The organism is Planctomonas psychrotolerans (assembly GCF_008642235.1).
Taxonomy (GTDB): Bacteria; Actinomycetota; Actinomycetes; order Actinomycetales; family Microbacteriaceae; genus Planctomonas; species Planctomonas psychrotolerans.
On record NZ_SJEV01000001.1, the window covers coordinates 610,656 to 625,919 of the forward strand.

Here is a 15,264-nt window from a genome sequence, read left to right on the forward strand (position 1 = left end):
GGAGTCACTGCCTTCCCGGGTCGGCTCGGCACCGGTCCTCCGCGTCCGCCGCGGCGTCGACGGGTCGGTCAGGTCCGCTTCTCGCCCGACGCGCGTTCGCGCTGGGCGCGATCGACGGCGTCGGACAGTTCGTCGATCACCAGGAGGTCTCGACGGAGGTGCTTCGTGCGGTAGGCGGCGCGGCCCACCATGTGCGCCGAGACCGGGGCCGTGAGCATCTGGAAGAGCAGGATGGGGAACAGCATCGCGACGGTCCCCCACTGCTCCGACTGCAGCCCCACCGCGATCAGCACGAACAGGAGGCCGGCGATCTGCGGCTTCGTCGCCGCGTGCATGCGGGAGAGCGGATCGGGGAAGCGCGCGAGTCCCACGCCGGCCGCGAGCGAGAGCAGCGCACCGAGGGCGAGGAAGACCAGGCTGGCCACATCGAGCGCGTCGGCGAGACTCATGACGGGTCCTGCTTGCTCACGTAGCGGGTGACGGCGACGGTGGCGATGAAGGCGACCATCGCGAGAATCAGCATGATCGTCAGGGATCGGGTGTGACCCGAGTAGACCATCTCCGCCGCGAACGTGCAGATCAGGGTGGCGACCAGCATGTCCGTCGCGATCATCCGATCGAGGATCGAGGGACCGCGCACGATGCGGAACACGGCGAGAGCGGCCGCGACGAAGAACACCACTCCGACGGCGATGAACGAGGCCTGCAGAATCGTCATGGTGTGTCCCCCGTTCTCTCGCCGTGCCGCTCCCGCTCGTCCTCGTATCGCTTCTGCTTCGCCGACAGTCGAATCTCAGGGCGTCCGTTCATCCGCCGCTCCTGATTGATGTGCCACACGTCGTCGAGCGTGCCGAGGGCACGGACGAGGCGTTCCTCCGCGGCGAGGATGATGCGCCGCGCCTGTTCGACCTCGGCGTCGTCCTTCACCCCGAGCGAGTGCACGTAGAGCCGCGAGTGCTCCCGGTCGACCTCGACCACGATGGACCCGGGCACCAGCGAGATCGCCTCGGCCGTCAGGGTCATGATGAAGTCGCTCCGGGTGTGCAGCTGAACCAGCAGCACGGCGCTCGTCGGGATCCCGCGCGGGTCGATCGCCTGCCAGGCCACGAGGAACGACGCGCGCACCAGGTCGAGCAGGAACCGGACCACGAACACCGCCGCCCAGTAGACGTTGAACCGCCCGGACAGCTCCACCGGCGGGAGGTAGAAGACCCGGGTGATCCCGAGCGCGAGCACGATTCCGCTGAGCACGCTGACCACGGTGATGTGTCCCCACAGCAGAATCCACAGCACCACGAGCCAGATGAGCAGCGGCAACTGGAGCAGCAGAGTGCTGCGCTCGGAGCGCACCCGTTCCGCGGTCACGGAGCACCGTCCGGGATGCCGTTCGGGTACACAGTGTCGACGTAGCCGTTCGTGCCGGCAAGGCTCTCGCCCGCGCGGTCGGCGAAGGCGTAGATCGGTCCGGCGAACACGGTCAGGGCGAGGCTCACGCCCACCATGGCCGTGGTGGCCCCCGACATGAGGAGCGGCGTCGCGCGGGTGCGCTGCACCGTGTCGGTGCCGCCCGGTCGCTCGCTGAGCTGGTCGAGGAGGGGCGACTTGTAGTCCTCCACCTCGTCCTTCGACCGCCAGAACGCCATGTTCCACACCCGGGCGAGCGCGTAGAGGGTGAGCAGCGAGGTTGCGGCGCCCGCGGCGAGCAGCGCATAGATCAGCGGGGTGCCCTGTTCGGCGCCCGACACGAAGAGGGCCACCTTGCCGATGAAGCCCGAGAAGGGCGGGATGCCGCCGAGGTTCATCGCGGGGATGAAGAAGAGCACGCCGATGAACGGCGATGCCTTGAGCAGCCCGCCCAGCTGGTTGATCGACGTGCTGCCGCCCCGGCGCTCGATGAGGCCGCTGGCGAGGAACAGGGTGGTCTGCACCACGATGTGGTGCACCACGTAGTAGATCGTGGCGGTCATGCCGATCACGGTGTTGAGGGCGATGCCGAAGATCATGTATCCGATGTGGCTGACCAGGGTGAACGACAGCAGCCGCTTGATGTCGGCTTGGGCGACCGCGCCGAGGATGCCGATGATCATGGTGAGCGCCGCGACGATCATCAGCGGTGTGGACAGTTGGTCGGTGGGGAACATCACCGTCTCGGTGCGCAGGATGGCGTATACGCCCACCTTGGTGAGGAGTCCGGCGAACACCGCGGTCACGGGTGCGGGAGCCGTCGGGTACGAGTCGGGAAGCCAGAACGAGAGCGGGAAGATCGCGGCCTTGATCCCGAAGGCGACGAGCAGCATGATGTGCAGAATCAGCTGCACGTCGGGCGGGATCTCGATGAGCCGCTCCGAGATCTGCGCGATGTTCACGGTGCCGAGCGCACCATAGATCATCCCAATGGCCGCGAGGAAGAGCAGCGAGGAGACGAGGCTCACCACGATGTAGGTCACGCCGGCGCGGATCCGCTCCGCCGTGCCGCCGAGGGTGAGCAGTACGTAGCTCGCCACGAGCAGGATCTCGAAACCGACGTACAGGTTGAAGAGGTCGCCCGCGATGAAGGCGTTGAACACACCGGCCGCGAGGATCAGGTAGGTCGGGTGGTAGATCGACACCGGGGTCTCGTCGTCGCCGTCGGCCATGCCCTGGCCGACCGAGAAGATGAGCACCGCGAGCAGCACGATCGACGAAACGAGCAGCATGAGTGCGGCGAGCCGGTCGACCACCAGCACGATGCCGTAGGGCGCGGGCCAGCCGCCGACTTCGACGGCATGGCCGCCGTTCCGGTCGACGAGCACGAGAAGGACGACGCTGATGGCGAGCACTGCGGTGAGCGCGAGGATGGTGACGGCGACCTGGAGGCGCGGAAGACGAGCCGCGATGAGAGCGATTGCCGCACCGAGGAGCGGCACGAGCACGACGAGCGGGACGAGGGTGTTCATGGTCGGGGCCTCCGCGGAGATCGGGTGCGGAAGTCGCGGTCGTCGTCGTCATCGGCGGACGCATCCTGGGCGTCTTCGAGGTCGGTCTGGGTGTCGCGATGCTGACGCGCCGCCGCGAGCTCGGATGACGAGTACGGGCCGAACTCGGTGTCGTCGTCGGGCACCAACGGTTCCTCGCCCTGCACCCCGCGACCGCCGCGGAGGGCGAGGTCCTCCGCGTCGTCCTGCACGGCATCCACGTTGGCGAGCTTCCAGGACCGGTAGATGAGCGCCATGAGGAACGCCGACGCCCCGAAGGTGATCACGATGGCGGTGAGCAGCAGCGCCTGCGGCAATGGGTCGGAGTACTCGTCCGGAGAGATGCTCTCGTCGTAGAACGGTGCAAGGCCCCTGCGCCCCGCCATGATGAGGATGAGCACGTTCGTGGCGTTGCCGACCAGCATGAAACCGACCAGCACCCGGGTCATGCTGCGTTCCAGCATCAGGTAGACGCCGCTGGCGTACATGATCGCCATGATGGCGACGAGGACGAGACTCGCACTCATACCCGAGACCCGCTCTCTTCGGCCGCCGTGGGCTGCGCGCCCGAGGAGTCGTTCTCCTCCTCCTGCTGGCGGTCCACCTCGGCGCCGAGGCTCCGGAGCACGTCCAGCACGAGTCCGACCACGATGAGGTAGACGCCCACGTCGAAGAACGTGGAGGTGACGAACTCGACCTGCCCGAAGAAGGGCACCGCGTCGTCGAACCAGGTCGAGGTGAGCGCGTCGGCGCCGAAGATGAGCGGGACGGTCGCGGTTCCGACGGCGAAGACCAGCCCGAGACCGAGCACGCGACCGGCGTCGATCGGTGCCGCGATCGCCAGCTCGTAACGGCCACCGGCGAGGTAGCGGGCCACCAGGGCGAGCCCGGCCACGAGTCCTCCGGCGAATCCACCGCCGGGCAGATTGTGACCGGCGAAGAGCAGGTACACCGACACCACGATGAGGGAGTGGAACAGCAGGCGCACCACCACCTCGAGCAGGATGGAGCGGTTCTCCGGGGCGAGCGTCCGCCCGGCGAGCAGCCACGGCAGTCGGCTGGAGTCCTCGTCGTCGCGGATCGCGTTCCGCAGGGGCATCGAGGGGCCGTCACTGCCTGCGCGCACCCGCGGCTCGGTGCTGCCCTGCACGAGAGCGCCGAACAGCCCGCGTCGGCGAGGGCCATCGACCAGACGCGGGAGGTTGTCGGTGCGGCGGTCGAGGAAGATCAGGCTGGCCACGCCGGTGGCGGCGACGATGAGCACCGCCACCTCGCCGAGGGTGTCCCACGCTCGGACGTCGACGAGGAGCACGTTCACCACGTTGTCCCCGTGCCCACCCTCGGAGGCCATCCTCGGCAGCTCGAGGGAGATGGGATCGGCGACGCGGCTGCCGAGCGCCACCATGGCGACGGTGGCCATGAGCAGGCCGACGGCGATGCCGATCGCCGCCCGAGCTCCGCGGTGCACCGACTCGTGCTTCTCCCCCAGACGCACCGGGAGTCGACGCAGCACGAGCACGAACGCCACGAGGGTCACCGTCTCGATGAGCACCTGGGTGATCGCGAGGTCGGGCGCACCCTGGATCGCGAAGAGGGCGGCCATGCCGTATCCCGTGACCCCCACCAGCACCACGGCCTCGAAGCGCTTGGTGGCCCGGGCGGCGGCGATGGCGCCCACGGCCATGAGCACGGCGACGGCGAGCTGACCGGGGTGATCCCACAGCACGGGCGCCTGCGGCCATGAGCGGTTGAGCGTCAGCGCTGAACCGACCGCGACGACGAGCACGAGCAGGATGACGCCGAGGTACACCGGTAGCGAGCCGCGCTGGGTCGCCGCCGTGGTGCGCGCGGCCGTGCGGTCGATCGCCCGCATGGCGGCCCAGTACGACTTGGCCGCGTCGATCCGCGCGGGCACCCGGGACTGCGCGGCGAAGACGGCGTCCCGCTTCCAGAAGAGAAGGCAGCCGAGGAGGAGGGTGAGCGCGGAGATCCCGAGAGCCGGCTCGAGACCGTGCCAGAGCGCGAGGTGGTACGGCTCGACCTCATCCGGAACGGACCCGGACGCGAGGGCCCCGGAGCTCCACGCCGGCAGCGTGTCGGCGTACCCCTCGAGCCACGTCCCGAGCGGATCGGAGAGCAGTCCGCCGGCGAGGCTGACGACGGCGAGGATCACCGGTGCGGTGGCGAAGTCGGCGGGCTTCCGGGCCGGACGGGTCTGTTCGACACCCTGCTTGTTCGCGAACGCGCCCCACAGGAAGCGAGCACTGTACGCGACCGTGAGCACCGATCCGAGGGCGACTCCGCCGAGCGCCACCCAGCCGGTCGCGGATCCCGCGAGGGCGTCGGTGAGGAAGGCGGTGAAGACGGCTTCCTTCGCGACGAAGCCGAGGAGGGGCGGCAGGCCGACCATCGATGACACGGCGAGCGCGGAGACGACGGCGAGCACCGGCGCGGCGCGGCCCAGTCCGCTGAGCTTGCGCAGGTCCCGGGTTCCCGCGCGGGAGTCGATGATGCCGACCGCGAGGAAGAGCGTCGCCTTGAACAGGGCGTGGGCGAGGAGCAACGCGACCCCGGCGAGCGCGGCATCGCGGGTGCCGTAGCCGACGACCACGGTGAGGAAGCCCAGCTGGCTCACGGTGCCGTACGCGAGCACGAGCTTGAGGTCGAACTGCTTGAGCGCCCGCCAGCCGCCGACCAGCATGGTCACGACGCCGATACTCACGAGCAGGACGCGCCAGCCCGGATACTCGGCGAAGCCGGGGGCGAGACGGGCGACGAGGTAGATGCCCGCCTTCACCATCGCCGCGGCGTGCAGGTATGCGCTGACGGGGGTCGGTGCGGCCATGGCGGCGGGCAGCCAGAAGTGGAACGGAACGAGCGCCGACTTGGAGAGTGCGCCGATGAGCAGGAGCATCACGCCGACGGTGGCGAGCGGTCCCGCGGGCGGCTGCTCCACGATCGCCGCGAGGCTCGTCGTCCCGGCCAGTTGGGCGAGGATCACGATGCCGATGAGCATGACGAGCCCGCCGGCCGTCGTCACGAGGAGGGCCTGCAAGGCGGCACCCCGGCTGGCCGACTTGCCGGTGTAGTGACCGATGAGCAGGTACGAGAAGACGCTCGTCGCCTCCCAGAAGACGTAGAGCACGAACACGTCGTCGGAGAGCACGAGCCCGTACATCACCCCGGCGAACGCCAGCAGGATCGCTGCGAATCGTCCCAGCCCATCCTCGCTGGCCGCGAAATACCGGGCGCAATAGAGAAGCACGAGGGCACCGACGCCCGACACGACCAGGACGAGAAGCCAGGCCAGCGTGTCCATCCGCATGGTGAGCGTGATGTCGAGGGCCGATATCCAGGGCACCGACTCGATGATCTCCTCGCCGGCGAGGACACGCGGCGCGACTGTCAGAGCATGCACGAACGCGGCGGCGGGAATCAGCGCCGCGATGAGGAAGAGGGGAAGCCGCACCCGGCGGGAGAGCACCGGGATGGCGAGGGATACCACGAGAAAGGCGCCGAGGACGGCCAGCATGTCGTCCTCCCGTTTGCGTTCGTCCGATTCTACCGGACGCCCCACGGGCATCTGGGGGCTGATTCTCAGCGTCGGGTTGCCGTTCCCCACGGTGAAGCGTTGCCTTGTGCGTACGGCGTCCACCCGGGCGCCGATTCCCGGAAGGACGCACCGAGATGGCAGACGCACCCAATCCGATTCAGGTTCAGAAGTACCTGAGCGGAATCGAATACCCCGCGAGCAAGGACGACATCGTGAGCACGGCCGAAGGGCAGAACGCCGATAAGGACGTGGTGGACGCCCTGCGCGCGCTTCCCGACCGCACCTACGACGGCCCTACCGAGGTCACCGAGGCGGTCGCGAAGGGCTGACCACCCGCGCGGCAGGAAGCCGCCGGCCCGGATCCGACCGCACGCGTCGGGTCCGGGCCGGCCGGCTCAGGACTGCGCTCGGTGCTCGCGGAGGTCGGCGAGCTTCGCCAGCACGTGAGCCACCTGCATGGGATCGGCGACCCGGTGCTCCGCCCCGGTCTCTCCCGAACCGCTCTTCAGCCCGAAGTCACCCGGTCGCAGGGTGACGAACACGTCCTCGTCGGTCACATCGTCACCCGCGTAGAAGACGGCGGACGAGTGGGTGTACTGCCGCAGGTGCTCGACGGCCTCGCCCTTGGTGGTGGAGCGCACCGAGAACTCGAGCACGTCCTTGCCGGAGCGCACCTTCACGTTCTCCACCTCGGCCTGCACCTCCTGCAGGGCGACGAGGTGCGCGATGCGGCTGTTCTTCTCGGTGGCGAGCCGGGTGTGCAGGGCGAAGCCCGCGGGCTTCTCCTCGATCCAGACCTCGTTCACGGCGTCGGCGACCTGGTCGAGCACGTCGGAGAGCACCTCGCGCTGTTCCTGCTCGTGCGGTTCCAACGCCACCTCGATGTCGGGCGAGTCGAGCAGCAGTTCGACACCGTGGGAACCGACGAGAAGAACCTCGTCGGGAAGGCCCGAGACGTGTTCGAGGCTGCGCAGCGCCCGCCCGGAGACCAGCGCCACGCGGGTGTCGGCGAGGCCCAGCAGCCGCAGCACGGCGGTGCGCGCCTCGGGCACGGCACGCGCGAGCTCGGGGTCATCGACCTCGGGTGCGAGCGTGCCGTCGAAATCGAGAGCGACGAGGAGGCGCGGCACGGAGGCGAGGTCCTCGAGGGCCTGGAGGAGCGAGTCGGGCAGGTCGGTCGTCGCCACGGACTCAGCCACGGGCGTCCCCGAGCGCCTCGACGGGTGTTGTTCCGGCATCCTGCTCGAGCACGTCCTCCAGGTCGACGACCGGCTCCGCTGCGGGGATCGCCGCGCCGGTGTGCGACCGGATGGTGCCGAGTTCGCTGAGGAACGAGTCGGACCAGCGCGCCACGTCGTACTCGAAGACGCGCTTGCGCATGGCGCGCATGCGCTTCTGCTGCTCCCGGCGAGGCATCTCGACGGCGCGCACCATCGCATCCTTCAACCCGTCGATGTCGTGCGGGTTCACGAGGAGAGCGGTCTTCAGTTCGTCGGCGGCTCCGGCGAACTCGCTGAGCACCAGCACGCCGTCGTCGGTGTTCCGGGTGGCCACGTACTCCTTGGCGACGAGGTTCATGCCGTCGCGGAGCGCGGTGACGAGCATGACGTCGGCCGCCAGGCACAGCGCCACCATCTCCTCGCGGGGGTAGCCGTGGTGCAGGTAGTTGATCGCGGAGTGGCTGATCGATCCGAAGTCGCCGTTGATGCGGCCGACCGTCAGCTCGATCTCGTCACGCAGGTGCCTGTAGGTCTCGACCCGCTCGCGACTGGGGCTGGCGACCTGCACGAGGGTCACGTCCTCGACGCGGAGCCGACCGTCGGCGAGCAGCTCACCGAAGGCCTTCAGGCGGTGGCCGATGCCCTTGGTGTAGTCGAGGCGGTCGACGCCCAGCATGACCACCTTCGGGTTGCCGAGATCACGGCGGATCTGCTGCGCACGCTCGAGGATCTCCGGATCCCGCGCCAGCTCCTCGTAGCTGCGCGAGTCGATGGAGATCGGGAAGTGCTTCGCGAGCACGGGCCGGGTGGCGGGCAGCGAGTTGCGGGCGCGCTTGGTGCCCGGGACGCGGAGCGGTCCCGCCTGCTCCACCGGCACGTCGACGACGGCGCCGCGGGTGATGTAGCCGAACAGCCGGCGCACCGCACGGGTGAAGTTCCCGGCGTCGGCCGCTCGCTGGAAGCCGATCACGTCGGCGCCGAGCAGGCCCTCCACGATCTGGGTGCGCCACGGGAGCTGCGCGAAGATGCCGTAGGGCGGGAAGGGGATGTGGTTGAAGAAGCCGATGGTGAGGTCCGGGCGCTGCTCGCGCAGCATCTTCGGCACGAGCTGCAGCTGGTAGTCCTGCACCCAGACGGTGGCGCCCTCGGCTGCGGTGGCGGCGGCCGCATCCGCGAAGCGCTGGTTCACCTCGACATACGAGTCCCACCAGTCCCGGTGATAGGTGGGCTGGGCGATCACGTCGTGGTACAGCGGCCAGAGGGTGTCGTTGGAGAAGCCCTCGTAGTAGTACTCGAGTTCGCGAGCGGTGAGGTCGACCGGGATGATCCAGATGCCGTCGCTGTCGAACGGCTCGAGCGGGTGGTCTGCCACGCCCGGCCAGCCGATCCAGGCGCCGCCGTTGGATCGCATGATCGGTTCGAGGGCGGTGACGAGCCCGCCGGGAGAGTGGGTCCAGGACGCGGTGCCGTCATCGGCGATGACACGGTCTACGGGGAGGCGATTGGAGAGCACGACGAGCGAGAAATCGCCAGCGGTGGCGTTCGTCGACTCGGTGATGGAGGGAGAAGTGATGTCGATTTCCGTTCCGGCATCGCCAGCGGCTGGCGGACCATTGTGGCCTGTGCAGGCTATCAGCCGAGCGCGGCGTGCGCCCGGGTGCGGTGTCGTGACGTGGGAGTCGCGGGTGGTCGTGGGTGGGCGTGGGTGGTGACGCTCGAAGCGCTACGGACGGGAACGTGCGGGTAGCGCGAGCGTGGCCTCGGCGGCCGCCGCGAGGGCGCGCCCGTAGGAGCGTCCGTGGCCTGCCGCGTGCACGGCGAGCGGATGCAGTTGATGGAGCGGCACCCGCTCCTCCCATCCGCTCGCGAGCGGTGCAGCGGCGTCGTATGCGCCGAGCACGGCGTCGAGGTGCGGCGCGCCGAAGAGGGCGAGCATGGCCAGGTCGGTCTCGGGATGGCCGCCGTGGGCGGCCGGGTCGATGAGCACGACGCCGCCGGTGCCCCACAGCACGTTGCCGCTCCACAGATCGCCGTGGAGGCGGGCCGGAGCACTGTCGTCGTCGAAGTCCCCGGCGAGCAACCGGTCGCACGCCCGCTCGACGAGTCCGGCCTCGCCGGCGTCGACGTTGCCGACCTCGCGGGCGATCGCGAGGAACGGCAGCACGCGGTGCTGTGCGTAGAACGCGCCCCACGACTCCGTGGGCTCGCACCGCTGGGGCCGCCGGCCGATGAAGCACGGACCAGCCCAGCCGTCGGGTGGCGCACCGAAAGCGGCGGCACCGGCGGCGTGCGTGCGTGCCAGCGACGCCCCGAAGGCGGTGGCCGCGTGGCGCGTGGGCCGCGTCTCCATCACCCGCTCGAGTTCGATCCGGCCGGATGCCACCGACACGACGGGCACGACGGCCGTGCCGCCCGCGGCGTCGAGCCAGGCGAGACCCGCGGCCTCCGCCTCGAAGAACCCCTCGGGCGCACCCTCCCGCGTCTTGACGATCGTCGACCCTGCGGAAACCATGCCTCCACCCTGCCCCATCCCCCGCCGCCCCGCGCCCCTGCGGGCGGTGTCGCACCAGAGGCGCATCCGGAAGCTAGCGGCTACACCCCACGGTCCCCGAGCCTGTCGATGGGACACCCCCACGGGAACCGCACCTCGCGCGCCCGTTCCGCTCACCCGCCGCCCAAACCACACTTCACGCCGCCGCCTTCGTCGATCGCCCGCGAATCACCGCGGGCGATTGAGCGAAACGGGCGCGGATCGGCAGGGCGGCAGCGCAACGGCGCAGGGCGCCGCCACCCCCGGACGCGCGCCTACGCGACGCGCGGGACCAGACCGAGCGCCTCGGCCCGGCGCGACCTGCCGACCGCCAGGCGGGCCAGCACGAGGCTGACCCCACCGAAGAGCACGAGCACGACGGCCGCGGCGAAGACGGTGCCCGCCGACCCGCCGGTGAGGATGCTCTGCATCCCCGCCACCGCGTGCGTGAGCGGGAGGTACGGGCTGATCGCCTGGAACGGACGCGCGACGAGCTCGATCGGGTAGAGCCCGCCCGTCGCCGAGAGTTGCACGGTGAGTGCGAGCAACGACAGCACGAGCCCGATCCGGCCGAACGCCTGGCTGAGCAGCGAGTGGATCGCGGTGAACACGATCGCCACCAGCAGGGAGAAGGCCAGCGTCGCGGGCAGCAGCAGCCAGTCCACCCCCACGCCGATGTGCAGCAGCGCCACGAGCAGCACCGCCTGCACCGCCGCGATCGCCGCCGACCGTCCGAAGGACCGGCCGAAGAGGCGCCCGGTCGGCACGGCGGATGCGAGCAGGCGGCGCGGAACCGGCCGTGCCGCGAGGAAGATGGCCAGGGCTCCCACCCAGAGGCCGATCGGCACGACGACCGTGCTCACGCTCAGGGCCACATCGTCCACCTCGTTGTCTCGGGTGACGGTGAGGCCGATCGGATCGGCGGCGATCTCGGCGGCCGCCTCGTTCTGGTCGGGATCGGCGGAGGGCACCTGACCCGCGCCGGCTTGCAACCCGGTGGCGAGCTCCGCCGCACCCGTTTCGAGGCTGACCGCGCCTTCGCGTGCACCGGCCGCGCCCGTGGCGAGCTCGCCCAGGCCGTCGCGCAACGCGACCGAACCGTTCCGCAGCTGCGACGACCCGGCCGAGAGCTGGGCCGCCCCCGACGCACTCGCCGAGATGCCGTCCTGGATGCCGTCGACGGCGCCGGAGGTCTGGCCGCTGAGCTCGGTGCCCGCGGTGTCGAGCGCGGCGAGCCCCGCCTCGTACTCGTCGAGGGCCGCGCGGAGCGGCTCGTTGGTCGGGTTCTGCAGCAGCCCCTCCTTGAGGGCGGTGAAGCCCTCGCGCGCCGAACCGACCCCGGCCGTGTACTGCGTCACGCCGTCGCTCAATTGCGTCAGACCCTCCGCTCCCTCGTCGAGGGATGAGAGACCGCCGCTCAACCGGTCGGCACCGCGCGTGTAGGCGTCGATCCCGTTGGCGAGGCTGCCCGCTCCCTCCTGGGAGGCTCCCGCACCGTTCGCGAGCGAACCGATGCCGTCGGCGAGCGACGCCGCGCCGCCCGAGAGCGCGGTGGCACCGTCGGCGGCCTGCTGCAGGGAACCGCCGAGGTCACCGATGCTCGAGTAGATCCCGCCGATGTACTGGGCGGTGATGTCGTTGCCGAAGATGCTGACCATGCCCTCGGCGACCGCCTGGGTGATCACCCCGGTGAGGTAGCTGTGCGCGTCGTCGGTCTCGATCGTGAGCTGAGCCCGCTTCGGGTCGTTCGTCGAGAGGGAGGTGATCGAGGCCGAGAAGTCCTCGGGCACGGTGAGCACGGCGTAGACCTCGCCGCTCCCCAGCATGTCCGCGGCCTCGTCGCCGTTGGTGATGGTCCAGTCGAACGCCTGCGACTCGTCGCCGGTGAGCTCGGTCACGAGCAGGCGTCCGGCGAGCACCGGTTGCTCCGTGCCGTCGGGCAGCACCTGCTGCACCATCTCGTCGTCGTTCACGATCGCCGCCGGGATCCGATCGATCGCGGAGTCCGCCTCGGCGAGCGCCCCGACGAACACGCCGGCGACGACGAGGGGAACCGCGGCGAGGAACGCGACGGCAAGGTTTCTGCGGGTTCTCATCGGGTGCCTTCCAGGACAACGGCGGCGTCGGGCTCCGACGCAGGGGCGAGTGTGGTGAGGTCGACATGGAGAGCATCGGATGCCGTCCCCGCGCCGGGCGGCGTCGCCCGTCCGAGGATGATCGTGGTGCCGTCGTCCACGAGGGCCCGCACGGCGGTGAGGAAGCCGTCGCTCTCGCCGGGCGCGGGGAACGCGTCGGCGGAGTCGATCAGCAGCACCGGGGTGCCCTCGACCGCCGCCACCGCGGCGAGCACCACCGCGCGTGGCAGGGGCGCGAGCTCGGCTACGCCGGTCCGTGCGCTGACCACGTTTCGCGATCCGGCCATGGCCAATGCCGCATTGATGCGGGCGACCTCGTCGCGCAGGGTCGACCGGGCGGCGGGGCGGCGCAGCCCGCGGGCCAGCGTGAGGCGCTCGCCGAGCATCGCTCCCACCGACAGGGAGGCGTCGGTGCTCGACAGGCGACCGGCATCCACCATGGCCACGGCGCGCATCGCCGCGGACGCCTCGGACGGCAACGGATACCCCGCCACCTGCAGGCGCCCGGACACCGGATCCAGTCGGCCCGCGAGGGTCGCGGCCAGTGCCCGACGGTCGGCGGAGTGCCCCGAGACGAGCACGGTGGAGCCCCGCGGCACACGGAGGGTGAGGGGGCCGACGGAGGAGCCACCCGCGCCGACGACGAGGGCGTCGGCGGTGACCACGGAGTCGCCCTGCGTCTCGGCCCAGCGAGCGGCTTCGCGGTGCACTCCGAGGTTCTCGCCCTCGATGTCGGTGTTCGGCAGGATGCGGCCGAGCCACTTCGGCAGCCACCACGCCCCTCGACGGGCGAGGGCCATGGCGGCGGGCACGAGTGTCATCCGCACCAGGAAAGCGTCGAAGAAGATGCCCACGGCGAGGCCGAGCGCGATGGTCTTGATCACCCCCGCGCCCTCCGGCACGAAGGCCGCGAAGACGAAGAACATGATGAGGGCCGCGGCCGTCACCACGCGCGCCGCGCCGGCGAAGCCCTGCACGATCGCGCCTCGCGCGTCGCCGGTGTGCACGAAGTGCTCCCGCATGCCGGAGACGAGGAACACCTCGTAGTCCATGGCGAGTCCGAACAGGATGGCCATCAGCAGGATGGGCATGAAGCTGAGGATCGGCCCGGGCGTCACGTGCAGCGCCTCCGCGAGGAAGCCGTCCTGGAAGATCGTCACCACCACGCCGAACGACACGACCACCGACAGCAGGAAGCCGACCGCGGCTTTGATCGGCACGAACACCGAGCGGAACACGATCATCAGCAGCACGATCGACAGGCCGACCACCACGACGCCGAACGGGATGAGGGCGTTGTTCAACCGGGTGGAGATGTCGGTCTGGATGGCGGTGGCACCGGTGACCGCGATGGCGGTGTCGTACTCGTCCTCGATGCCCGGCGCCAGGTCGCGGATGCGTTCGACGAGCGCGGCGGTCTCGGGCGCATCCGGACCACTCTCCGGCAGCACCTGGATGATCGCGGTGTCGACCGACGGGTTGGGCGTCGGCGTGCCGACGAAGGCCACGTCCTCGAGGTCGCGCAGCTCGTCCGCGATGCCGTCGAGGTCACCGATCGGGTCGGTGGTCTGCGTGATGTCCACCAGCAGGATGAGCGGTCCGTTGTATCCGGGACCGAAGTTCTCGGAGATCGTGTCGTACGCGGCGCGGGCGGTGGATCCCTCCGGCTCGGAGGCACCGCTCGGCAGCGCCAGCTGCAGGGAGAACGCGGGCACGACGAGCGCGCCGGCGATGGCGACCACGGCGAGCACGAACACGATAGGGGCCTTCAGCACGATCCGCACCCAGCGTTCACCCGCCGACCGGCTGCCCGCGGCGGGGTGGGCACGGCGGTAGGCGCGGGATCCGACCTTGGGCGCCAGCCGCGCTCCGGCCAGGCCGAGCATCGCGGGCAGCAGGGTGAGCGCGGCCAGCATCGCGGACAGTACGGCGAAGGCGGCCGCCACTCCCATCACGCTGAGGAACGGGATGCCCACGACGAGCAGGCCGAGGAGCGCGATGATCACCGTCACCCCGGCGAACACCACGGCGCTCCCCGCCGTGGCGACGGCGGTGGCGGCCGACTCGGCGGGATCCATGCCGCGCGCCAACTGGTTGCGATGCCGCACGAGGATGAAGAGGGCGTAGTCGATGCCGACCGCCAGGCCGATCATCACCGCGAGCAACGGCGACGCGCTCGACACCGGCATGACGGCGGCCACGGCGAGCACGCCGCCCATCACCACGCCGATTCCGGCGATGGCGGTGATCAGCGGCATCCCGGCACTCACGAGCGAACCGAAGGTGATCACCAGCACGAGCGCCGCGAACGCGACGCCGATGAGCTCGGTCACCGTGAGTCCGTACTCGAGGTCCTGGAACACCTGGCCGCCGAACTCCACGGTCATGCCCGCGCTCTCGGCGGCTTCGGCGGCGTCCTGAACCGCCTCGATGTCGGCTTCCGACACGTCGTCGGCCTGGCCGTCGAACTGTACCTGACCGATCGCCACCGCGTCGTTGTCGGACACGGCGTCCGAGGCGTATTCGGAGAACGGCGACAGCGCCTGCTCCACGGCACCGACCTCGCCGGCGGCGGCGATGGACTCCTCGATCGCCGCGCTGTTGCCCTCGTCCCGCACCGACTCGCCGTCGGGCGCGATGAACACCATCTGCGCGCTCGCGCCGGCGGCCTGCGGGAACACGGCGGAGAGTCGGTCGAGCGCTTCCTGGGACTCGGTGCCGGGGATGGCGAACGACTCCTCCGTTGCGCCGCCGAGCGCCAGGCCGCCTCCGATGAAGAGCGCGAGGAGCAGCAGCCATGCGGAGAGGACGCGCCACGAGTGCCGGTAGGCGAGCGTGCCGAGGCGGAACAGCGAATGTGCCATTGCGGGAA

Annotated in this window: 12 protein-coding genes; 1 reads left to right on the forward strand and 11 read right to left on the reverse strand. The window is 70.3% G+C overall.

The window, feature by feature from the left end:
• Nucleotides 1-68: 68 nt before the first annotated feature.
• The 6 genes from mnhG to EY822_RS02685 are packed head-to-tail and all read right to left on the reverse strand — an operon-like array spanning nucleotide 69 to nucleotide 6,486.
• A complete protein-coding gene (mnhG, locus tag EY822_RS02660) occupies nucleotides 69-449 on the reverse strand; it encodes a monovalent cation/H(+) antiporter subunit G (RefSeq protein ID WP_150306861.1) in 381 nt (126 codons plus the stop codon).
• Nucleotides 446-718, reverse strand: a complete 273-nt coding sequence (locus EY822_RS02665) for a monovalent cation/H+ antiporter complex subunit F (protein WP_150306862.1) — start codon at nucleotides 716-718, stop codon at nucleotides 446-448. The genes mnhG and EY822_RS02665 overlap by 4 nt, the downstream gene beginning before the upstream one ends.
• Complete coding sequence (locus EY822_RS02670; RefSeq protein WP_150306863.1) at nucleotides 715-1,365, reverse strand: Na+/H+ antiporter subunit E; 651 nt, start codon at nucleotides 1,363-1,365, stop codon at nucleotides 715-717. The genes EY822_RS02665 and EY822_RS02670 overlap by 4 nt, the downstream gene beginning before the upstream one ends.
• On the reverse strand, nucleotides 1,362-2,936 hold the full coding sequence (locus tag EY822_RS02675) for a Na+/H+ antiporter subunit D (protein WP_150306864.1): 1,575 nt from the start codon (nucleotides 2,934-2,936) through the stop codon (nucleotides 1,362-1,364). Before EY822_RS02675 ends, EY822_RS02670 begins: the two co-directional genes overlap by 4 nt.
• Nucleotides 2,933-3,481: a Na(+)/H(+) antiporter subunit C gene (locus tag EY822_RS02680; protein WP_150306865.1), complete on the reverse strand. Its 549-nt coding sequence runs from the start codon at nucleotides 3,479-3,481 to the stop codon at nucleotides 2,933-2,935. Before EY822_RS02680 ends, EY822_RS02675 begins: the two co-directional genes overlap by 4 nt.
• Complete coding sequence (locus tag EY822_RS02685) at nucleotides 3,478-6,486, reverse strand: Na+/H+ antiporter subunit A (RefSeq protein WP_150306866.1); 3,009 nt, start codon at nucleotides 6,484-6,486, stop codon at nucleotides 3,478-3,480. Before EY822_RS02685 ends, EY822_RS02680 begins: the two co-directional genes overlap by 4 nt.
• Before the next feature lie 155 nt (nucleotides 6,487-6,641).
• Here EY822_RS02685 and EY822_RS02690 point away from each other — a divergent pair, with 155 nt between their 5' ends.
• Nucleotides 6,642-6,836, forward strand: a complete 195-nt coding sequence (locus EY822_RS02690; protein WP_150306867.1) for a DUF2795 domain-containing protein — start codon at nucleotides 6,642-6,644, stop codon at nucleotides 6,834-6,836.
• Between the two features lie 66 nt (nucleotides 6,837-6,902).
• Here the strand turns inward: EY822_RS02690 and otsB are convergent, their stop codons facing one another.
• From otsB to EY822_RS02715, 5 genes are all read right to left on the reverse strand, one after another.
• Nucleotides 6,903-7,706, reverse strand: a complete 804-nt coding sequence (gene otsB, locus EY822_RS02695; RefSeq protein ID WP_227496964.1) for a trehalose-phosphatase — start codon at nucleotides 7,704-7,706, stop codon at nucleotides 6,903-6,905.
• Nucleotides 7,699-9,240 carry an alpha,alpha-trehalose-phosphate synthase (UDP-forming) gene (locus EY822_RS02700; RefSeq protein ID WP_264674000.1) on the reverse strand — a complete coding sequence of 514 codons (1,542 nt, stop codon included), beginning with the start codon at nucleotides 9,238-9,240 and terminating at the stop codon, nucleotides 7,699-7,701. The genes otsB and EY822_RS02700 overlap by 8 nt, the downstream gene beginning before the upstream one ends.
• A 210-nt stretch (nucleotides 9,241-9,450) precedes the next feature.
• Entirely contained in the window at nucleotides 9,451-10,239 is a 789-nt protein-coding gene (locus EY822_RS02705; protein WP_150306870.1) for a fructosamine kinase family protein, read from the reverse strand.
• Nucleotides 10,240-10,532: 293 nt separating this feature from the next.
• Entirely contained in the window at nucleotides 10,533-12,353 is a 1,821-nt protein-coding gene (locus EY822_RS02710; protein ID WP_150306871.1) for a YhgE/Pip family protein, read from the reverse strand.
• Nucleotides 12,350-15,256 carry an MMPL family transporter gene (locus EY822_RS02715; RefSeq protein WP_150306872.1) on the reverse strand — a complete coding sequence of 969 codons (2,907 nt, stop codon included), beginning with the start codon at nucleotides 15,254-15,256 and terminating at the stop codon, nucleotides 12,350-12,352. The genes EY822_RS02710 and EY822_RS02715 overlap by 4 nt, the downstream gene beginning before the upstream one ends.
• Between the last annotated feature and the right edge of the window lie 8 nt (nucleotides 15,257-15,264).